The 21142-nt window shown below is 35.8% G+C and carries 16 protein-coding genes and 2 tRNA genes; 10 read left to right on the top strand and 8 right to left on the bottom strand.

The features are described from left to right. Positions 1 to 86 precede the first annotated feature (86 nt). Positions 87 to 734, top strand: a complete 648-nt coding sequence (locus tag MQX03_RS14300; protein WP_242803873.1) for a DUF1349 domain-containing protein — start codon at positions 87 to 89, stop codon at positions 732 to 734. 80 nt (positions 735 to 814) lie between these two features. On the opposite strand, the gene MQX03_RS14295 is transcribed toward MQX03_RS14300, so the two are convergent. Both MQX03_RS14295 and ligA read right to left on the bottom strand, forming a co-directional pair. Next, entirely contained in the window at positions 815 to 2062 is a 1248-nt protein-coding gene (locus MQX03_RS14295; protein ID WP_242803872.1) for a T9SS type A sorting domain-containing protein, read from the bottom strand. Positions 2063 to 2164: 102 nt separating this feature from the next. Then, positions 2165 to 4168, bottom strand: coding sequence for an NAD-dependent DNA ligase LigA (gene ligA, locus MQX03_RS14290; RefSeq protein WP_242803871.1), 2004 nt, complete (start codon positions 4166 to 4168; stop codon positions 2165 to 2167). Between the two features lie 245 nt (positions 4169 to 4413). Between ligA and MQX03_RS14285 the strand changes: the two genes are divergently transcribed. The 8 genes from MQX03_RS14285 (at position 4414) to MQX03_RS14250 (ending at position 17561) form a co-directional block, all read left to right on the top strand. Then, positions 4414 to 7494, top strand: a complete 3081-nt coding sequence (locus MQX03_RS14285; RefSeq protein WP_242803870.1) for a TonB-dependent receptor — start codon at positions 4414 to 4416, stop codon at positions 7492 to 7494. Positions 7495 to 7614: 120 nt separating this feature from the next. After that, positions 7615 to 8361: a glycerophosphodiester phosphodiesterase family protein gene (locus MQX03_RS14280; protein ID WP_129536340.1), complete on the top strand. Its 747-nt coding sequence runs from the start codon at positions 7615 to 7617 to the stop codon at positions 8359 to 8361. 318 nt (positions 8362 to 8679) lie between these two features. After that, a complete protein-coding gene (locus tag MQX03_RS14275) occupies positions 8680 to 11655 on the top strand; it encodes a SusC/RagA family TonB-linked outer membrane protein (protein ID WP_242803869.1) in 2976 nt (991 codons plus the stop codon). Positions 11656 to 11666: 11 nt separating this feature from the next. Then, complete coding sequence (locus MQX03_RS14270) at positions 11667 to 13124, top strand: SusD/RagB family nutrient-binding outer membrane lipoprotein (protein ID WP_242803868.1); 1458 nt, start codon at positions 11667 to 11669, stop codon at positions 13122 to 13124. A gap of 35 nt (positions 13125 to 13159) precedes the next feature. After that, a complete protein-coding gene (locus MQX03_RS14265) occupies positions 13160 to 14743 on the top strand; it encodes a calcineurin-like phosphoesterase C-terminal domain-containing protein (protein WP_242803867.1) in 1584 nt (527 codons plus the stop codon). Positions 14744 to 14906: 163 nt separating this feature from the next. Then, positions 14907 to 15620, top strand: a complete 714-nt coding sequence (locus MQX03_RS14260; RefSeq protein WP_129536343.1) for a 3-ketoacyl-ACP reductase — start codon at positions 14907 to 14909, stop codon at positions 15618 to 15620. Positions 15621 to 15871: 251 nt separating this feature from the next. Then, positions 15872 to 16699: a 50S ribosomal protein L11 methyltransferase gene (gene prmA, locus MQX03_RS14255; RefSeq protein ID WP_242803865.1), complete on the top strand. Its 828-nt coding sequence runs from the start codon at positions 15872 to 15874 to the stop codon at positions 16697 to 16699. A 16-nt stretch (positions 16700 to 16715) separates the two neighbouring features. Beyond that, positions 16716 to 17561, top strand: a complete 846-nt coding sequence (locus tag MQX03_RS14250) for an SH3 domain-containing protein (protein ID WP_242803863.1) — start codon at positions 16716 to 16718, stop codon at positions 17559 to 17561. Positions 17562 to 17780: 219 nt separating this feature from the next. Here the strand turns inward: MQX03_RS14250 and MQX03_RS14245 are convergent, their stop codons facing one another. Continuing rightward, complete coding sequence (locus MQX03_RS14245; RefSeq protein ID WP_242803861.1) at positions 17781 to 18779, bottom strand: terpene synthase family protein; 999 nt, start codon at positions 18777 to 18779, stop codon at positions 17781 to 17783. Positions 18780 to 18868: 89 nt separating this feature from the next. Continuing rightward, the gene (locus MQX03_RS14240; RefSeq protein WP_242803859.1) at positions 18869 to 20077 is read right to left on the bottom strand and encodes a terpene synthase family protein; all 1209 of its coding nucleotides are present in this window, start codon (positions 20075 to 20077) and stop codon (positions 18869 to 18871) included. 81 nt (positions 20078 to 20158) lie between these two features. Here MQX03_RS14240 and MQX03_RS14235 point away from each other — a divergent pair, with 81 nt between their 5' ends. Next, positions 20159 to 20341, top strand: a complete 183-nt coding sequence (locus tag MQX03_RS14235) for an RteC domain-containing protein (protein WP_242803857.1) — start codon at positions 20159 to 20161, stop codon at positions 20339 to 20341. Positions 20342 to 20390: 49 nt separating this feature from the next. Here the strand turns inward: MQX03_RS14235 and MQX03_RS14230 are convergent. The 4 genes from MQX03_RS14230 to MQX03_RS14215 form a co-directional block, all read right to left on the bottom strand. Further along, positions 20391 to 20462, bottom strand: a tRNA-Lys gene (locus MQX03_RS14230). Then, complete coding sequence (locus MQX03_RS14225; protein WP_129536348.1) at positions 20445 to 20699, bottom strand: GIY-YIG nuclease family protein; 255 nt, start codon at positions 20697 to 20699, stop codon at positions 20445 to 20447. Before MQX03_RS14225 ends, MQX03_RS14230 begins: the two co-directional genes overlap by 18 nt. Before the next feature lie 51 nt (positions 20700 to 20750). Then, a tRNA-Lys gene (locus MQX03_RS14220) sits at positions 20751 to 20822 on the bottom strand. Further along, positions 20805 to 21142, bottom strand: a 338-nt coding sequence (locus MQX03_RS14215) for a GIY-YIG nuclease family protein (protein ID WP_242803855.1), incomplete at its 5' end; no start/stop codon positions are given. The genes MQX03_RS14215 and MQX03_RS14220, both read right to left, overlap by 18 nt.

Here is a 21142-nt window from a genome sequence, read left to right as displayed (position 1 = left end):
TTTAAAATTCTCGCAGATTGCCCAGATTTAGCAGATAAAAAAATCTGCGACATCAACTTAATCTGCGAGAACAAAATCATTCAGAAATGAAAAAAATAATACTATCATCAATCATAGCATTGAATTTATTTCAAGGTTTAAAAGCGCAGTCTTTAGAAAAAATGACTTGGTTCAACGAACCTCAACAATGGGAAATCAAAGACAAAAAACTCATCATGAATGTCACACCACAAAGTGATTATTGGAGAATTTCACATTATGGTTTTACAGTGGATGATGCCCCATTTTATTACTCAACTTACGGCGGAGAATTCGAAACCAAAGTAAAAATCACCGGAGATTACAAAGCCCGCTTCGACCAAATGGGATTAATGTTGAGAATTGACGAACAAAATTACATCAAAACCGGAGTAGAATTTGTAGACGGAAAATTCAATCTAAGTACTGTAGTTACGCATAAAACCAGCGACTGGAGCGTCATTGTTTTGGAAAAAACACCACCGTTTGTCTGGATAAAAGCCGTGAGAAGATTAGATGCAGTCGAGATTTTCTACTCATTTGATGACAAAGAATATGTGATGATGCGAAATGCTTATCTGCAGGACAACACTCCCGTTCAGGTAGGATTTATGGCGGCAAGTCCCGATGGAAAAGGCTTCAAAGCGACTTTCGAAAACTTCTCTGTCAAGCATCTTCCCGACCAGCGTCGCCTGGAATGGTTGAAGAAAAATTAGAATTAGTCATCAAATTTTTCTGCCTGGTTTTTTCAATTTAAACAATAAGACACCATTTTTGACAGTCTTATTTTTGTAGATTAATTTTTAATAAATTTCTGAGTTACAAATCGATCTTTTGTATAAAATTTAATAATGTAATTTCCTTTTGAGAGTTCGGAAACATTAATTGAATCACCATTAATACTTTGAGATTTTAAAATTCGTCCCGAAGAATCAAAAATTTCAGCTTTCACTGCTTTTTCTTTTGATTTAAAATACAAAATGTCTTTTACTGGATTTGGATAGAAAGATATTTGTTCGTATTTACTTAATGTTTCTGCAGTAGATAACATAGGAGCTGCCGGACAAGATGAATCTACTGTGGCAGACGTGTATCCCTGTTGATTTATATTTGATGTGGCAATAGCAATATCGTCAGCATCACAGCAAAGGTATTGAAAGGGTGCATTGTCGAAAATCTGAAATGTTGATGGGAAATTTTGTCCGGCATTTTTAATCTTGACATTTTGCAGTTGATTATCCGACAAGTATACCGTGTGAAGGAGTGGATTTGCGTTAAGATCTGCAGATGTCAACAGATTGCCCACTGCACTTAGACTCTTCAGATTGCTAAATGTACCAACATTAAGAGTTGTAAGTTCATTATTATTTAGAACCAGATTTTGTAATAGAGGCAGTGTGTTTAGCTGTAGCATACTTAGACTGTTGTTTCCAAGGTCTATACCTGTAGCCGAAGAGCAGTTTTGTATGATGAGATTGGAAAGGGCATTATTACTCGTACAGTTTATACCAGCCAAAACAGGAAAATTTGAAATCGTAAGATTATTCAGACTACTGTTTGTATTGATAGTGAGCTGCGACAGTACAGGCAGATTTTGCAGCGTGAGTGTTGTAAGATTGGAGCAGAATGCGATTTTAAAATTCTGCAGATTGTTAAAATTGGAAATATTTAGTGTGGGCAAAGCGTTAAAGCTAGACATATCAAGAACTTGAAGATTGTTGAGGCCGTTCAGATTCATAGATGTGGCATTAATAGATCCCATTTTCAGATTTGTAAGATTGCTAAAGCTTGTAATTCCGGTAATATCCGAAATGTTTGAAGAATAAAATTCTAATCGGTAGACGTTCAGTGCTTCAGAAACTTCTATTTCGCTATTGGCATTGGCATCCAGCACTATACTTTGACCGGAACTGTTCTTTGCGACACCATTAGTTGTATTTGCAGAAAGTAGTTTTGCTTTAAAATTTGAGTCCTGAATATTCACTATTTGCGAACGAAATAGGGAAAGTGAAAACAGTAAAAGTAAATAATAAAGTTTTTTCATATAAATTATTAATTTTTTAAAATTCTTTAGAGGATATAAACAAAAATATATCATTAAGATAAAATCTCAATGATATATTTTGTTAAATTATTAAATGAGTTGTTATTTTTCTATCAAATCCAAAAATTCCTGCTCATCCAAAATCGTAATCGTTCCAATATCCTGCGCTTTTTTTAGTTTGCTTCCTGCCTTTTCACCGACAACCAGATAATTCAGATTTTTAGAAACTGCAGAAATGTTTTTCCCGCCGTGTTTTTCTACCATTTCTTCGGCAGATTCTCTTGTGAACAGAGATAATTTTCCTGTAAATAAAAATGTTTTTCCGTCTAAAGTGTTTGATAAAACTTCGTTGGTATTTTCACCTTTTTCTAATTGAACGCCATAAGATTTCAGTCTCTCTAACATCAGAATATTTTCAGGATTATTAAAGAAATCAACGATGCTCACTGCGATTTTCATCCCGATGTCTTCTACCTGACACAATTCTTCTGCGGTCGCTTTTTTCAAATCGTCAATCGTGTTGAAGTTCTTTACCAATTTCTTCGCAACCGTTTCTCCAACGTGCTTGATTCCGATTCCGAATAAGACTTTCTCAAACGGAATTTCTTTCGATTTTTCGATTCCGTCAATAATATTCTGAGCCGATTTTTCAGCCATTCTTTCTAAAGGAAGAATCTGTTCTTTTGTCAACGTATAAAAGTCTGCAGGGTTTTCAATCAGTCTTTCTTTATAAAGCTGTTCGATGGTTTCACTTCCCAAATTATCAATATTCAAAGCTTTTCTCGAAACATAATGAATCATTCTACCGATAACCTGAGGCGGACAATGCAAATCGTTTGGGCAAAAATGAATCGCCTGATCTTCCAATTTTATCAATTCAGTTCCACATTCCGGACAGTTTTTGATGTATTTAATTTCTTTGCTGTCTGACGTTCTTTTTTCTGTGTTGACACCGACAATTTTAGGAATAATTTCCCCGCCTTTTTCTACATAAACATAATCATGCTCGTGCAAACCGAGTTTTTTAATAATGTCTTCATTGTGAAGTGAAGCACGCTTTACCGTTGTTCCAGCTAATAAAACCGGTTTTAAAATGGCGACAGGGGTAATAGCTCCTGTTCTTCCAACCTGATAAGATACACTTTGTAATTCAGTTTCAACTTTTTCGGCTTTAAATTTATATGCCATCGCCCAACGGGGAGACTTTGCGGTGTAACCAAGTTGTCTTTGTTGTTTTAATGAATTGACCTTTAATACAATTCCATCAATTTCGAAAGGCAGATTATGTCTTTCCGTATCCCAAAAGTTGATAAATTCTTTTATCTCTTCTAAATTTTTGCAGAGTTTAACCTGTTCAGAAATGGTAAAGCCCCAATCGTGTGTTTTGTGTAGCAATTCCCAATGGCTTTCTGCTGAAGTTTCCTGAGCAACAAACTGATATAAAACTGATGACAATCTTCGTTTTCTCACCTCACCGCTGTCTTGCATTTTCAAACTTCCACTTGCCGTATTTCTTGGATTCATAAAGAGGTCAAGACCTTCTTCTTCACGTTGTTTATTGATTTTATCGAAATTTTTTCTTGTCAAATAAATTTCACCACGCATAAAAAAGCGCTCGGGGAAATCTCCGGTCAGTTTTACCGGAATATCTGAGATAGTTTTTACATTAGAAGTAATTTCATCACCCTGAAAACCATCACCACGCGTTACCGCCTGTGTTAGTTTTCCGTTTTCATATAAAATAGAAATCGAAGCTCCGTCATATTTTAATTCTGCAACAAATTCTACGGGTTCATCGATGGTTTTAATGATCCGCTTTTCCCAATCTGCCAAGTCATCAAAATCGTAAGAATTATCCAGAGAATACATTCTGAACTGATGCTGAATGGTCGGGAAAATTTTCGTCACACCGCCGCCAACACGCACTGTAGGAGAATTGTCATCGTGAAATTCCGGATGTTTGGCTTCGAGATCTTGTAGTTCTTTTAATAATAAATCAAATTCGAGATCAGAAATGCTGGGCTCATCCATCAGATAATAGTTTTCATTATGCTGGTTGAGTTCTTTACGGAGCTGTTCTATCTTTTGTTGAATGTTTTCGGACATCGGGAAAATTATTTAGAGCAAAAATAACCAAAGTAATTTCAATTTAAAAAAATAAGACAATTAAATGATGTGGTATCATTAAAATCACTTAACACCGTGTAAGTAGCTGATAATTCAATCAATAAAATTCTGCGTTTATGCTACGTTAATATTTGGTTTCAATTTAATTAAAAAAATGTTAAAAGTGCCGTAAACAGAGGGCTTGCAAAGTCAATATACCTTTGCAATCAGTTAATTTGAAATAAATGAAAAAAGTAAAAATCGTTATAGGATTATTGTTTTTAGGATTTGGAACAATCGCTTATGCTCAAACCACGCAAGCTTCTATTGTAGGGAAAATCACCAATACCGGTGCGCAGGATAAAGTGAAAGTGACCATTATCAATGAATCGACGGGTTTCAAAACTGAAACGGAAACCAACTCAAAAGGAGAGTATATTTTTAAAGAAATTCCTTTGGGCGGGCCTTATACCGTAATCGTCAATGACGAAAAAAGAGAAGGATACAATGTCAACTTCGGTGATCAGGTGACGGTCAACATGAGTTTGGGAAATTCTGGTGAAAAGCAAATCGAAGAGGTTGTTATCGTTGGAAATTTAAAAAATAAGATTGGAAACTTAGGTGCAGCCACTGCTATCACTGCGAAAAACATTGGAATCTTACCTGTGAACGGAAGAAATTTCAATAATCTTACCGAATTATCTCCTTTGAGTGGTAAGGGCGGAAACTTATCGGGTCAGTTAGGATCTTCAACTAACTTTACAATAGACGGGATGACGGCAAAAAACCCGACTTCTGCAGGTTCTACTACAAGCCGAAGTGGTGCTCCTTACTCAATTTCAATTGAGGCTGTGCGCGAATTTAAAATCACGACCAACCAATATGATGTTACTTTAGGCAGAAGCGGTGGTGGTACCGTAAGCGCAGTGACAAAATCCGGGACAAATACTTTTACAGGAAGTGCCTGGGAATATTTAAGAACAGGATGGCTGTCGAGTAAATACGATATCAGAGGGAATGAACGAGTGAATGATTTCTCAACATCTCAGTTTGGGGTTTCTCTTGGTGGCCCGATCATCAAAAATAAACTACACTTTTTTGCTGCTTGGGATCATCAGATTGATTCAAAACCGTTACTTATTGCTGATGTGCAGACTAATGCAGATGCTTTAAGACTTGGGGTAACCAATCAATCTTTGAATCAGGTTTTAAATATTGGAAGAGCAAAATATGGTGTTGGAAACACGCCGCAGTTTGGATCTTTTGACAGAGTAAGAAATTCTGATGCAGGATTTTTGCGTTTAGACTGGCAGATTAATGAAAAAAACTTGCTGACCCTTAGAAATAATTTTACTTATGATTTTAATAAAAACGGACTGCAGGATAATACCGCAATTAATTTCTTCGAGTCATACGCCAATGATAAAAACCTTGACAACAGTTTGTTACTGACATTGAGGTCAAATCTAAAGCCTAACTTAACAAACGAATTAAAAGTACAACATTTATACACTTTCCAAAACAGCTACCAAAATGATGAGTTGGGAAGAACGGTTCCCAGAGCAATTGTAGAGCGTGTAGCTTCTTCTATTGACGGAACCAGTCTGACGACCAATATTCAGATGGGTGGGCACCGTTTTGCACAGGAGGGTTTTAAAAATAATGTTTTCCAGATTGTAGACAACTTATACTACAACACAGACAAGATTAAATATACTTTCGGTGCAGATTTAATGTATACTAAATCTAAATCAGTGTACGGAAGCGAGGTCAACGGAAGGTTTCAGTTTTTGGGAATAGATAATTTTAATAATCTTAAATCGTATAGATATTACAGAGAAGTGCCTTTAGTAGAAGACCCTTCAGTAAAATCATCGATCTGGAATGTTGGTGTTTACGGACAGATGCAGACCAAAATTGCTACAGGTCTGGATTTAATGGCGGGGATAAGATTTGATTATGGTGGGTATCCAAAAGCTCAGTTTAATCAAAGATTATTTGATGAAATGGGAATCCGAACAGATAATAATATCAAGTCTTTTATTATTCAGCCAAGATTCCAGTTTGATTGGAATATCAATGAAGGCAATAAAGATTTCCTGAAATTTGGAGCGGGTGTATTCTCTTCTGATATCAACAATTATATGGTGATTAATAATTTGGTTTTTGATGGAAATCATTTGGCAACAGTAGATGTAGATCCTTCTGCTATTGGTCTTACTCCAGATTTTAATAGTTATAGAAATGATTACAGTACAGTTCCTTCGTTATCTCAATACCAGCTTCCAACCATCAATTATACAGGTGAAGATGCGAAAGTTCCTATTGTTTACAAAGCAAACATCTCTTATACACACTTCTTTAACGAAAGATTCAGAGCGGGCGTTGCAGGATACATGGCTTTAGGAAGAAATAACTATTTCTATTACGACAGAAACATGGAGGCAAATCCTTTCTTTACTTTAAATAATGAGGGTGGAAGAGGTGTTTATGTTCCGGCAGCATCAATTAATGCAAACGGAACAATGAGTTGGAAAAATGGAACTATCAATAAAAAGTTTGGAAGAGTTTTAGAACTGGTAAGTGATGGAAAGGTTAATCAATTCTCTTTTGTAGTTGACACGAGCTACCGCTATTGGAAAGACGGAGAAATCACTGCAAGTTATACGTGGTCTGATATTAAAGACAACACATCTTACAACGGAAACGTAGCCAACTCTGCAACACTGTCAACTTTGGTTCAAGGGGATCCAAGAGATTTAAGAATGTCTTATTCTGATAACCAATTTAGAAATAAAGTAGTATTGTATGGTAATTCACCTACCATTGCAGGATTTACATTAGGATTAAGATATTCTGGGATTGGAGGAACACGTTTCTCAGTAACTTCTGGAGGAAACATCAATGGAGACTTCGTAGATACCAACGATTTAGCATATATTTTTCCATCGATTACACAGGCTTTAGTTGACGATCCTGAAGTAGGAAAGGCATTGAAAAATTATATTACAGATTACAACAACCAAGTTGCAGAAAGGAATGGCGGTAAAAATGGTTTTTATGGAATTTGGGATGTACGTATCGCTAAAAAAATTAAACTTGAAAAAATAGGAGGTTTTGAACTTTCTGTCGATATTTTCAACGTAGCAAACATGTTGAATAAAGAATGGGGTGTCAATAAATCTTACGGAAATACAGCATTGTACAGAATTGACAAATTTGACCCAGCTACAAAACAATTTGTGTATTCTAAAAATACCAGTGGTTTAGAGCCTTTATCAGGTAATCCCTACCAGATACAGTTGGGCGCAAAATATACTTTTTAATCAAAAATATTATTAAATATCAATATATTTAAAAGCTCGGAGATGATCTGTAATTAAGAAAATCTAAAAAGTCTTTAAAAGAAAGATAATCAAAGAGCTTTTAATTTAATACATTATATCATGAAAAATTTTATCTTAGGGTTAGCAGTTTTAAGTACAGCAATGATGAGCGCACAAACCCAGATTATCGCACACAGAGGATATTGGCAGACCAATCCTCCCACAACAGAAAATTCAATTAAAGCATTAGAAAATGCACAGGATTTAAAGATTTACGGAGCCGAATTTGACGTGAGAATGACCAAAGACGGTGTTTTGGTTGTAAACCACGACGAGCATCACGATAAAATGGAAATTTCAGAAACAGATTTCAAAGAATTGAAAAAACTGAAATTATCAAACGGCGAAAATTTTCCTCTGTTAAAAGATTATTTAAAAGCAGGAAAAAAAGATAAATCTTTAAAGCTGATTGTTGAGATTAAGCCAGACAAAACGAAAGAAAAAGAAGATGAGTTAACGGCAAAAACCATCAAATTGGTAAAAGAGTTAAAGCTTGAATCTCAAAGTGAGTTCATTTCTTTCAGCTTAAATATCTGCAAAGAGATTAAAAAATTAGAGCCAACATTCAAAGTTCAGTATTTGAAGGGTGAATTGTCTCCGCAACAGATCAAAGACGAAGGTTTAGACGGAATTGATTATCACTACAGCATTTTCCAGAAAAACCCGACATGGATTGCTGATGCTAAAGCTTTAGGATTGATCACAAATGCCTGGACGGTAAACGATGTTGTTGTTTATGACGAATTAAAAAAGCAGGGAATCGGTTTTATTACAACCAATATTCCAGATCAGCTGAAGAATAAATAAGCTGTCATTTTTTACTTAGATTTATATATTATTCAACCTGTCTCAAAAGAGATAGGTTTTTTATTGTACAATACTCTGATTTGAAGATATATAGTGTGAAAAATTATTTTCTCAAGAAAAGACAATAAAGGTATGCGAAAATAATTCGTTTTTTGTATTAAAAATAATTCATTCTTTTAAATAGCTGTCAGTTAGAAGTTTATGTGTTTGTGTTCATCATAAATTAATATGGCGTTTAAGAATTCTTTAAAATATGTTAAAACCCTATTAAAGTTATGCTCGTCATAGCTTTCTAATTTTGCGCAAACAAAAAAGTGTATGCGTAAAGAGACTCAAAAATTACTTCTGTTATCCGTATTAGGATTGGTGAGCGTCAATATGGCAGCTCAGCAACAGGTAAAGAAAGATACGATCAAGAATATCGATGAAGTTGTAGTGACCGCTCTGGGTATCAAAAGACAGGATCGGTCTTTGGGTTATGTTGCTGAAACTATTAAGTCAGAAGAGATTCTAAAAACTCAGAACAATAACTGGTCACAGGCATTGGAAGGAAAAGTAGCTGGTTTGAAAATTCAGACGGCGGGAGCGGGACCTTTAGGAAGTTCTCTCATCAAGTTACGAGGTGACATTTCTATGAACGCTGATCAAAACAATGCTCTTATTGTTGTGGATGGTGTTCCGATGAATAATAGTACAACGGGAACAGGTTTTTCAGCTTATGGAGCAGGTTCCAAGGCTGATCTTCCCATCGATTATGGAAACGGAATTAATACTATCAATCCTGACGATATTGAATCTATAACGGTTTTAAAAGGTTCTACCGCATCCGCATTGTACGGTTCCAGAGGTGCTGGTGGAGCAGTAATGATCACCACAAAATCAGGAAAAAGCAAGCAAGGAAAAGTACAGGTTTCTCTCAACTCTTACTCAAGTTATGATACGGTGTTGAAATGGCCCGATTATCAATACGAATACGGTCAGGGAACAATGCAGAAAGGGACCAGCGGAGATTACTTTTATTCTTATCAGGCATCTGCGGATGGCGTAAATACCGGGGGAACGAGTAGTGCTTTCGGACCAAAATTCGATGGACAGTCTTTTTTTCAATATGATCCCACAACGGAAGGTCAGAGTGCAACACGACAGTTATGGAGACCTTACAAAGATAATATCAAAGGTTTCTGGCAAACCGGAACAACATTCTCAAACAATGTCTCTGTAGAAGCTTCGAACGAAAATACATCTTTCAGGTCATCTTTAACGTATTTAAAGAATGAATGGATGATGCCAAATACAGGCTTCGACAGATTTAATGCGGCATTTTCAGTGGATCACAAATTAAATGAAAAATTGAAAATCGGGATTAAATTAAATTATAATAAAACAAAAAGTGACAACCTGCCGGCAACTGGCTATAGCAACCAGTCGATTTCTTACTTCATGATTTTCCAGAATCCGAATGTCGATTTATCTTGGTATGCACCCATCTGGAAAGCTGGAAAAGAGCAGGTTGATCAGGTTCACCCGTTCAGTTCGTTTATCGACAATCCTTATTTGATTGCTTACGAAATGTTGAATGGTGTTGACAAAAATTTCATCACCGGAAATGTAAATTTAAATTATAAAATTGCTAAAAACTTCGATGTCATGGTACGTTCGGGGATGGAATTGACCAATGAACTTCGTACTCAGAAAAGACCTTGGAGCTCCGCAAATTATCTTCAGGGGATGTACAGAGAGCAACATATCCGATTGATGGATTTAAATAATGATATCTTATTCTCTTACAAAAACAAATTCAACGATTTCGACTTCAGTGCATCAGTAGGAGGAAATATCCGTTACACAGAATACACGATGAATGATTATCTGGCAGAAGGACTTTTAAAACCAGGTCTTTATACAATGCCAAACGGGATCTCAACAATAGTAAAATTTGCAAAACCAAATGATAAGCAGGTCAATAGTACGTATGCATTGGCAACTTTAGGCTATAAAAATTTAGCTTTCTTAGATTTAACAGCAAGAAATGACTGGAGCAGCACACTTCCTCAGGAAAACCGTTCCTATTTTTATCCATCGGTGGCAACGTCATTTATTGTTTCAGATATTTTTGGTTTGACGTCTGATAAATTCAATTACTGGAAATTAAGAGCTTCCTGGTCAAAAGTCGGTAATGATACAGACCCATATATGTTAATCAAATACTATAATAATAGTGATTTCACAGGATCTGTAGAATCTCCTTCATTGTATCCGAATCCCGGCCTTAGACCCAATATGATTACCAATATTGAAGCGGGTATGGATTTCAGTATTCTTAAAAATAGAATCAGCTACGGAATTACAGCTTATCAGAACAATTCTAAAGACCAGATTGTAAGAATCCCAACATTGTGGGAAACGGGCTACAGCAATAGGATTATCAATGCAGGAGAAGTAAGAAACAGAGGGTTGGAAATGACTTTAAATACCTATCCGATTAAAAATAAAGATTTCTCTTGGAGTGTGAATGCAAACTGGTCGATGAACAGAAATAAAATTCTTTCCCTTCCCGAAGAGTTCAAAGGTGAGCCTTACACAATGGCAAGTGTAGGTGGAGCTGTTTATTATAACGCATCTGTTGGCGGTTCATTAGGGGATATGTACGGTTACGGATTGATGTATGCACCAGACGGACAGGTGATTTTCAATGCCAATGACGGACTAACAGCCAAGCCAACTCAGATGAAAAAAATAGGAAATGCTTACCCAAAATGGAGAGCAGGTCTTCAGAATGAGTTCAGATATAAAAATATTACGGTAAGTTTCTCATTTGACGGTCAGTACGGTGGAATGGCATATTCTCAGTCTCACCACAAAATGACTGAACAAGGAAAGCTTGGGCATACATTGGCAGGAAGAGATAATCCGGGAGGTCTTATTGTAGGACAAGGTGTTGTACAAAACTCGGATGGAACGTTCTCACCAAATACAAAAGGTATTTTGGCATCAGCCTATTACGCAGATTATTACAGAAGAGCCAACGTAGAAACAAATACATTCGATACCTCTTTCATTAAATTAAGAGATGCCAGAATTGCCTATTCTTTCCCGAAAAATGTAACCGAGCAGCTTAAGATTACCGATCTTACTTTGTCTTTATTCGGAAGAAACCTTTGGATGTGGACGAAATTTCCATTATTTGACCCGGAAGCGGCAACTTTAAATGATAACCAAATCACACCGGGTGTAGAAATGGGGCAATTACCAACAGCCAGAACAGTAGGTATTCAGCTTAACGTTAAATTTTAAATTTTAAAATCATGAAAAAATTACTTTTAAATATAGTATTGATTGCAGGAATAAGTTTGGTTTCTATGTCTTGCGACAGAAATTTAGATGAGGTTAATGTTGACGAAAGTAGGATCAGCGAGCCTGTAGCGTCAAAATTATTAGTTCCTATTCAGTATAATATGTCTGCGGTTAATTATATGAGAGCCAACGATTTCACTTTTGATATCATGCAGGTTTCTCTTGATTTTCCGAATGAAGGGAATACGCTGAGCAGATATAATATTACGGAAAATACAGGTGCTGGTTTTTGGAATAACAGTTACAAATGGCTGATGCAGATTCAGGATATGAAAAAAGCAGCGTTGAGAGATAATGATGTCAATTATCAGGCAATTGCTATGGTTCTGAATGCTTGGGTTTATTCAAATCTAACGGATACTTACGGAGATGTTCCCTTTTCGGAAGCTTCAAATTTAGATGGTGGAATTACCCAGCCCAAATTTGATCGACAGAAAGATATTTATGTTAAATTATTAGATGATTTAAAAACGGCCAACTCACTTTTTGTTACTACGAAATTATTAACAGGTTCAGACATTTTCTACAAAGCAGAAAGCGATGCCAACGGAATTGTCAACTGGAAGAAATTCTGTAATTCTCTATCATTAAGATTATTGACAAGAATTTTAAAAAGAAATGGGGAAGTAAATGTGAATGAAAGAATCCTCGAAATCATTAATGATCCTGTAAAATATCCTTTAATTCAAAGCAATGCAGAAACGACAAAGGTAAATGTAACGGGAGTTGCACCACTTCTTCCGCCCATTGCAAGACCTCAGGATTTTACTACAGGAAGAGCAGCTTCAGCATTTTTTGTTGAAACTTTAAAAGCAAATAATGATCCGAGAATGGCTCTGTTTTTTGGTCAGGCAAAAAATATTGCACCTCCTCAGGCGAATATTGGCTATAAAGGAGCTCCGACAGGTTATGCTTACGGTACGACTTTCGATTATCAGCCCTCAAATATGAACCAGAATTTATCAAAAGCTCCTCTTAATATTTTGGTTTTTCCTTATGCAGAATTGCAGTTTATTCTTTCAGAATTAGTCTGGAGAGGAGTTATCCCAGGAAATGCACAGACTTTTTATGAAAATGGGGTGAAAGCAACCATCGAGCAATGGGGTTCTACGATGCCATCGAATTATTTTACAAATTCAAATGTCGCTTACAACGGATCTTTAGAGAGAATTATGCTTCAGAAATACGTGGCTTTATTCTTTGTCGATCAGCAACAGTGGTTTGAAAAGAGAAGAACAGGTTTTCCGATACTGCCAAACAACGGAGGTCTCTTAAATAACGGAATGATGCCTTCAAGATTAATGTATCCGCCCAATCCGAGAGTTTTAAATACGTCAAATTATCAGGCAGCAGTTCAGCAAATGGGTGGTGATGATATCAATGTAAAAGTTTGGTGGAATAAACCGTAATTAGAATAGAAATTATTAAATAATCAAAAAATAAAATGAATTTAAAATATATCATTCCGTCATTATTCGTTTCAGCAATGGCATTTTCCCAAACTTCAGTTTCAGGATTTGTCTTTGAAGACCTTAATAAAAACCAGAAGAAAGAAAACCGTGAAAAAGGAATTGAAAACGTAGCCGTATCCAACGGAGCTCAGGTTGTTTTAACCGATAAAAATGGAAAATACAGCTTGCCAATTTCAGATGGACAGACGATTTTTGTCATTAAACCTTCAGGATACATGATGGGTTTAAATCAAAATAATTTACCGCAATATTATTATCAGTACAAGCCGAAAGGTTCTCCTTCAGATTTTAAGTACAAAGGAACAGCACCCACGGGAACACTTCCGAAAGAATTAAATTTTGGCTTGAATAAACAGAACGAAAGCAAAAATTTCGACATTTTGGTTTTCGGAGATCCTCAGCCTTACACAGAAAAGCAATTGGATTATTTTAAAAGAGCCATCGTTAATGAAGTTAAAGGGAACAAGAAAAATGCAGTTTTCGGAATCAGTTTGGGTGATTTGGTAGGCGACGATTTGAGCCTGCAGAAACCTTACGCCGATGTTATGAAAGAAATTGGTTTGCCTTGGTACAACGTGATGGGAAATCATGATATGAATTATGATGCGAAAGAAGATCAGCTTTCAGACGAAACTTTCGAAGCTACTTTCGGTCCTGCAAACTATTCTTTCAACTACGGAAATGTCCATTTCATCGTGCTTGATGATATTTTGTATCCGGATCCAAGAGATGGAAAAGGATATTGGGGCGGTTTCAGAGAAGACCAAATGCAGTTTATTCAGAATGATCTAAAACTGGTTGATAAAAGCAAGCTAATCGTTGTGTCTTTCCACATTCCTTTGGAACATAACAACGAAGATAATTTCAGAAATTCAGATCGTCAGAAATTGTTTGATGCACTTGCTCCGTTTCCGAATGCATTGATGTTATCGGCTCACACGCACATTCAACAACAGATTTTTTACGGAAAAGCTCAGGGCTGGAACGGTACAAAAGATCTTCATGAATACAACGTTGGTACAACTTGCGGAGATTGGTGGTCAGGAACTTCAGATGAAATCGGTTTGCCGACTTCTACGATGAGAGACGGTACGGCAAAAGGATATTCTTTCATTAGTTTTAAAGATAACCAATACACCGTAAAATACAAAACTGCGGGAAAACCTGAAGATTATCAAATTCAATTGTATGTTCCGAAAGTGATTCCGTATCCTTCAAAAACTTCGGCTAAGGTTTTGGCGAATTTCTTTATGGGAAGCAAAAAAGACAAAGTACATTACAGAATCGACGGCGGAAAATGGGAAGAAATGGAATACAGCGAAACCATAGACCCGAATTTTGCACAAGCCGTTTTCAAATGGGATAATACAGACAATCTTTTTCCGGGAAGAAGACCTTCAAACCCTGAACAGTCGAAACACATATGGACAGTCGGATTTGGAAACAAATTAACCCTCGGAAAACATAAAGTTGAGGTAAAAGCTCAGGACATGTTCGGAAACGAGTTCTCTGCATCAGAAGAATTTGAGGTTCAACACTCAGTTCTTATTCCTTAGATTAATTTTTACTTTTTATATATTACTTTCAGAAACCAGCTTATTCGTGAGCTGGTTTTGTCTTGATATAGAATTTCCTGATGATGTATTTTTATTAAATCAAAATCATAAACGCTTGTTTAAAAAAATGGTTTTGTAAATTTGCACCATTAAAATTTAAATAATGAATCTAAACGGAAAAAACGCCATCGTTACAGGTGGTGGTAGGGGTCTAGGAAAGGCTGTGGCTTTAATCCTTGCCAGCGAAGGAGTGAATGTAGGAATCACCGGAAGAAACGAAGAAAATCTTAAAATGACTGTTGACGAAATCCAGAAATTGGGTGTAAAAGCAGCGTACGCAGTTTTCAGCATAGATAATGAAATTCATGTAAAAGCAGGAATAGAATCAATTGTAGAGCAATTGGGCGGTGTAGATATTCTCATCAACAACGCAGGAATCGGCGACTTTGGTAGCATTGAAGACATGTCTTCTGAAGTTTGGGAGCAGGTGATCAAAACCAATCTTTTCGGAGTGTATTACGCTGCGAAAGCTGTTTATCCTTTCCTTAAAGAAAGAGGTGAGGGTGATATTATAAATGTTGCATCAACAGCAGGTTTGAAAGGCGGACCTAATATGTCAGCTTACGCAGCTTCAAAGGCTGCAGTGGTTTCTTTGTCTCAATCAATGATGGCGGAATGGAGAAAACAAAACATCAGAGTTGTCACTTTAACTCCTAGTACAATTGCTTCAGATATGTCAATTGAGGGCGGATTAACAGACGGAAATCCTGATAAAGTTCTTCAACCTGAAGATTTTGCAGAATGGGTAAGAGATATTTTGAAAATGAACAGACGTGCGTTGATTGCAAACGGATCTATTTTTTCTACAAACCCATAAAGAAATTCCCTTCTCTGAAGGGGTGGATTTTTGTGAAACAAAAAGACGGGGTAGTTATAAATAATTGCAACTTTATATCAAGATGTAATATCAATAGGAGCGGACTTTAGTCCGCTTTTTCTTTGCCTCAATACATCGGCTTTAGCCAAAACTTACTATTCTTAATATTTCCAATCAATCTTAACGGTTAATTTTTCTAATCTTTCAATTTATAATTTTTTAAATATTTACTTTTGCAACAAATTACTCACATGCAAAATTATTTAGAATTCGATTTTAAAATACAACCTCTTCAACCTTGGAGTGATATATTAATGGCCGAGCTTATTGAAATAGGTTTCGACAGTTTTACGGAAGAAATTCATGGGATTTTAGGATATATTCAGAAAGATCTTTTCAAAGAAGAAGAACTGAAAGCGCTACCGCTTTTTCAAAACGAAGAAGTGAAAATAGAATATACTTTCACAGAAATGCCCAATATCAACTGGAATGAAGAGTGGGAAAAGAATTTTGAACCTATTAATATTGATGATAAAGTTTTAATCAGAGCAGAATTCCATGAGTCTGTGGAAGGAATGCACGAAATCATTATTCAACCGAAAATGTCTTTCGGAACAGGTCATCATCCGACAACGCATCTGATGATTCAGCAGATGATGGATATTGATTTCAAAGACAAGAAAGTCTTAGATATGGGTTGCGGAACGTCAGTTTTGGCGATTTATGCTAAACAAATCGGAGCCGGAGATACAAAAGCAATTGACATCGACGAATGGTCAGTAGAAAATTCAAAAGAAAATGCGGTAAGAAACAATGTTGAGCTGGATATAGAATTAGGAACAGCAGATAATCTAGGAAAAGAGAATTACGATATTATTTTAGCCAATATCAATAGAAATATTTTGATTTCAGATATCCCAACGTATGTTTCCGTTTTGAATGAAGGCGGGAAATTATTACTGTCAGGATTATGTTTCTTCGATGTAGATGACATTTTAGAAGTTTGTAAAGAAAATAATTTAGAATTGAAAAAGAAATTGCAGCGTGAAGAATGGGTAAGCTTATTGCTTGAAAAGTAAATCGTAAAATATTAATATGAAAACATTCATCACCATTTTATTTTTGTGCATTATTCAGCTTTTTTCTGCGCAGGAAGAAGATTACGAGTATGCGAATGGAGTTTTTCAGTTTGAAGAAAATAAAGCACAGAAAATTTTCACCCATTTTACGAGAATAAGACAATCGCCCAATGTTAATGCTCAAATTCTGGATTCTCTCCAAACGAATCAACAAATCTTAATTCTCAAAAAAGATGAAACCATCCTTAAATTAGGAGAAAGAAGAGCAAATTGGTATAAAATATCTTACCAGAAAGGTGATAAAACTTCCGAAGGTTATGTTTGGGGCGGAAATCTTTGTGTAGGCTACAGAACTAAAAATGGATATGATTTTCTTTTTGGATTAACGAAAACCATTAGTAAAAAAGACAAGGAATATCCTGAGATTATGATTATGCAAAATATTGCTTCCATCAAAATGGTTGAAGGAAACACATTGATTGATGAGGTTTCTTTCGATACCGGTTCAGGCGAAAGTCTGAGCTACGGAACTTTCAATATTGAGAGCAATCATAAGCTTAAAAATATAGAATTTACTTTAAAAGCAATGGTTTCTGGTGAAGCCTGCGGAATTGCGAGCTATGACCAATATGTTTTGGTGAAAGATAAAAAAATGATTGCACTTCCTCAGTTGATGAATGTTGGTGATGCAGATGTTTATTATCACAGTGAACAATTTGTTTTTCCTAACGATAAAGGCGGAATTCCCAATGCTTTTATCTTTAAAATGGAAGAGATGGAAAAAGATGAGAAAGAGCGGGAAAAGAAGAAAAATGCATCTAAAACTTATCTTTGGAATGGTGATTCTTATCGACTGAAATAATTTTTAACTATAAATCTGAAAGCCACTGTATTTTACAGTGGCTTTTATTTAGCATATTTTCTCGATGTTATTTTTTTCAGTTTCCATGACTGAGAACAAGCAAAAAATAAAAACAGCACCAAGATTGATGCTGTTTTAGTTGTAGAACTGTTGTTTGAGTATTTTACCACAAAATTGTATATCATTATCTATAATTTTTGTGATGAAATCAGTTATAATCTAAAGTGATGTATCTTCAGTTTCCCTATCTGGCCATGCAAAGCATTCGGGATCATAACGATTGGTATCTACCAGGTAAAAAGTATTCAGACCTTGTATCAGGCTGCCCCAGCCTAGGAACAATTGTTTTACGTCTTCCTGGTACTTACCAAAATCGGGAAGGTCTTCCTGTAAAGCAACAAGTTCTGCAAGATCATCATCATGAATTTTCATGGCTTCAGTCATGGCATCTTCTAATGACAAGTTATAGTTTCTCTGTAAGACGATAACGATATTCATAACTTCAGTATCCTTGCTGAGTTCTTTTTTCAATCCCTGGATATCATTCTGCCAGGCAATAATTCTGGACCATAGAGATCGAACACGTTGTATCACAGGATGGCGCTCTACTTCTTCTGTTAAAAAGGTATGGAACTCTGCATCAACCAGATAGAAATAAGGGAATATTACAATTGAATATTCACGGAGTACTTTAAACAATGCAAGTGAAGGTACTGTTTGGGTTGCCTTATAAGTTGCCTCTTCCTGAGCACCATATCTTGTAACGGTGTAAAAAGTATCTGCCAAGCGTTTCATCCATTCATCAGGCATAAAAGCACCAAATTCATCTCTGATTTTGGCGGCTTGGATGAAATAACCGGGATCTTCCGGAGTAAGACTGTCTCCTCTGAATATTGCTACGAGTCGGTCGCAATATCTACTGACCTCTTCTTCGGTTGAATATTCAAGTTGATCATCAAATATGGTATGGAAAACAACATACCGATGCATAGGTGTTACGCGCTCATAACTTGCATAAGGATACATTCTTGCCGAACACCTGTGCAGGTTCATGCTCTTGTATCGTTCACGTATATTTTCAGATAAATATACATAATCAGTATCAATCCAGTTTCTGTAATCAATACCCATTTGTTCCACATTCGGATTGATTTTATCTGGCCAAGGGTAATAACCTTGAGGTAGGTAATTCGACGGGTTGTAATCTTCTGGTTTCATTTTTTTTAAAATTAAAGTGATAAATTGATGTTTGATAGTTTGTTATTATGATAGGATATTTTAAATTAAAAATATTCTTGTTCAAAGTATTATTGAACCTGATTTAGCTTTGCTTTTAGCTCTGCTGCTCCAGGAAATTCAGCTGCGGTATAACGATCCAGTTTTGTAGATATATTTTTCCATCCGCTCAGCACCATGCTCATATAATGTACCCAGTTGATCACCGCATCCTGCCAGATCCCAAAATCAGGAAGATTGGCTTGTAGTTCTAAAAATTCTTTCAGATCTTCATTGTGAAGACGTAAATCTTCAATACAAGCTTCTTTGAGGGACATCTGCCGTTCGTGTTGGATCACTTTTACGATATTGTAGTAAATACTATTAGTTGCTTCATCCTTCAGTACAGATTGTACTTCATTAAAAAAAGTAACCAGATGGCAGGCAAGTGTTTGAAGGCGAATGATTACAGGATGTGCATGAATCTCCGGCGGAAGCACGATTCCTGTTTCTAACTCCGTAAGCTGTAGAAAGGGATAAAGACAGATGGAATTTTCACGCAATGCAATACATTCATTTACACTGGGATAGGCTTTGTTTTTCTTGTATTTTAATTCCGTTTCTAATCCTGTAAAATACCTACTGATCATTTGCGTAAAACGGGAAACTGATTCCTCTGGGATAAATTCCAAGAGTTCTTCTCTTAAAGAAGCTAACATAGGTCCTAAAGGTATTCCTGAATCTTTAGCGGTTATTTCACCTTTCAATATTGCAATAGACTGGGTGTGTACATATCCGATATCTTCCGGCTCACTTTCTTCATACAGATCATCATTGTACAGAGTCCATAGCATTAATCTGCAGATGGGTTTGAACCTTTCCGGTGGTGCTGTTGGAAACCATTGGGCTGCTATATGTGCTGTTTTGGTTTTTTTGTACTTTTTCCGAAGGTCGGGGTTCTGCTCATACAACCAAAGGTATTCTCCGTCGATCCATTGATTTTCGGTAATCTGTTGTAATTGTTCGGCATTGGGATTTTTTAATGTAGGGAAGGGGTATCTGAACTGCTGGCGAAGGAGTTCAAGGGTACTAAAATTTTCATTATCCATATTGTGTGAGTTTTGGTTTGGTTTTTTGCTAATATATAATAGTAATGCATTGTAGTTGCATTTTATTTCACTAAAAATCGAAATTGAACAATTGTGTGTTTTGAAACAGTAGTATTGATGGGGAATTTTGAACGGAAGGAAAAAATAAAATGCTGGAAGAAATTCGGAATATCTTCCTTCGTATTGAAACATTTTATGCTTTTTTTTATCTTATTTTAGCATAAGAAAAATAATATTGGCCGGCAAGTAAGTTTTCTAAAATCTGAAATAGTGATGAGAGGTTTTGAAAATCATCAGAAAGAGATTCACTTCTTTAAATCAGTTAAACCTGAAATACTCGGAAAGTTGATCTACTATAATAAAGTTGTTCGTGTAGAATCTTTCTGTTCCGGCAATATCTGCCGTAAGATTCATTTGTCAGTGGATGCTGAATACAGATGTAACAGAAACACATGAGTAAATATAAATAAAAAAGAGAAACCAAATATTGATTTCTCTTTTTTAGTGAGCGCGTCAGGATTCGAACCTGAGACCGTCCCGATTAAAAAATCGGGATGCTCTATCTGGATTGACCTTCGATTAATTTTTTAATTTTTGCTTTGCTTTTCCAAGCTTTTATTTCGATCTCTCGTTTGTAAGCCACTGATTTATTTTTGAAAGTTTCAAAATAGACAATTATCCAATCTTTTGCTTTTGAAGTGAATCCTTTATGATGTGCAAGATGTTTTCTTAATCGTTCCTGCAAATCTTCACAAGAATGACCGATATAATATTTATCAATCGATTTAGAGTAAAGTATATAGCAGAAACACATGAGTAAATATAAATAAAAAAGAGAAACCAAATATTGATTTCTCTTTTTTAGTGAGCGCGTCAGGATTCGAACCTGAGACCGTCCCGATTAAAAAATCGGGATGCTCTATCTGGATTGACCTTCGATTAATTTTTTAATTTTTGCTTTGCTTTTCCAAGCTTTTATTTCGATCTCTCGTTTGTAAGCCACTGATTTATTTTTGAAAGTTTCAAAATAGACAATTATCCAATCTTTTGCTTTTGAAGTGAATCCTTTATGATGTGCAAGATGTTTTCTTAATCGTTCCTGCAAATCTTCACAAGAATGACCGATATAATATTTATCAATCGATTTAGAGTAAAGTATATAGCAGAAACACATGAGTAAATATAAATAAAAAAGAGAAACCAAATATTGATTTCTCTTTTTTAGTGAGCGCGTCAGGATTCGAACCTGAGACCGTC

The organism is Chryseobacterium aahli, assembly GCF_022699665.1.
GTDB lineage: Bacteria > Bacteroidota > Bacteroidia > Flavobacteriales > Weeksellaceae > Chryseobacterium > Chryseobacterium aahli.
Note: the sequence above shows the minus strand (reverse complement) of the source record. Positions and strands in the feature narration are given on the sequence as shown.

Coding starts and splice junctions, on each gene's coding strand:
- MQX03_RS14280 (WP_129536340.1), top strand. CDS start 7,615: ATGAAAAATTTTATCTTAGGGTTAGCAGTTTTAAGTACAGCAATGATG.
- MQX03_RS14250 (WP_242803863.1), top strand. CDS start 16,716: ATGAAAACATTCATCACCATTTTATTTTTGTGCATTATTCAGCTTTTT.
- MQX03_RS14265 (WP_242803867.1), top strand. CDS start 13,160: ATGAATTTAAAATATATCATTCCGTCATTATTCGTTTCAGCAATGGCA.
- MQX03_RS14270 (WP_242803868.1), top strand. CDS start 11,667: ATGAAAAAATTACTTTTAAATATAGTATTGATTGCAGGAATAAGTTTG.
- ligA (WP_242803871.1), bottom strand. CDS start 4,168: ATGTCCGAAAACATTCAACAAAAGATAGAACAGCTCCGTAAAGAACTC.
- MQX03_RS14275 (WP_242803869.1), top strand. CDS start 8,680: ATGCGTAAAGAGACTCAAAAATTACTTCTGTTATCCGTATTAGGATTG.
- MQX03_RS14260 (WP_129536343.1), top strand. CDS start 14,907: ATGAATCTAAACGGAAAAAACGCCATCGTTACAGGTGGTGGTAGGGGT.
- MQX03_RS14225 (WP_129536348.1), bottom strand. CDS start 20,699: ATGTGTTTCTGCTATATACTTTACTCTAAATCGATTGATAAATATTAT.
- MQX03_RS14240 (WP_242803859.1), bottom strand. CDS start 20,077: ATGTTTCAATACGAAGGAAGATATTCCGAATTTCTTCCAGCATTTTAT.
- MQX03_RS14295 (WP_242803872.1), bottom strand. CDS start 2,062: ATGAAAAAACTTTATTATTTACTTTTACTGTTTTCACTTTCCCTATTT.
- MQX03_RS14235 (WP_242803857.1), top strand. CDS start 20,159: ATGAGAGGTTTTGAAAATCATCAGAAAGAGATTCACTTCTTTAAATCA.
- MQX03_RS14285 (WP_242803870.1), top strand. CDS start 4,414: ATGAAAAAAGTAAAAATCGTTATAGGATTATTGTTTTTAGGATTTGGA.
- MQX03_RS14300 (WP_242803873.1), top strand. CDS start 87: ATGAAAAAAATAATACTATCATCAATCATAGCATTGAATTTATTTCAA.
- prmA (WP_242803865.1), top strand. CDS start 15,872: ATGCAAAATTATTTAGAATTCGATTTTAAAATACAACCTCTTCAACCT.
- MQX03_RS14245 (WP_242803861.1), bottom strand. CDS start 18,779: ATGAAACCAGAAGATTACAACCCGTCGAATTACCTACCTCAAGGTTAT.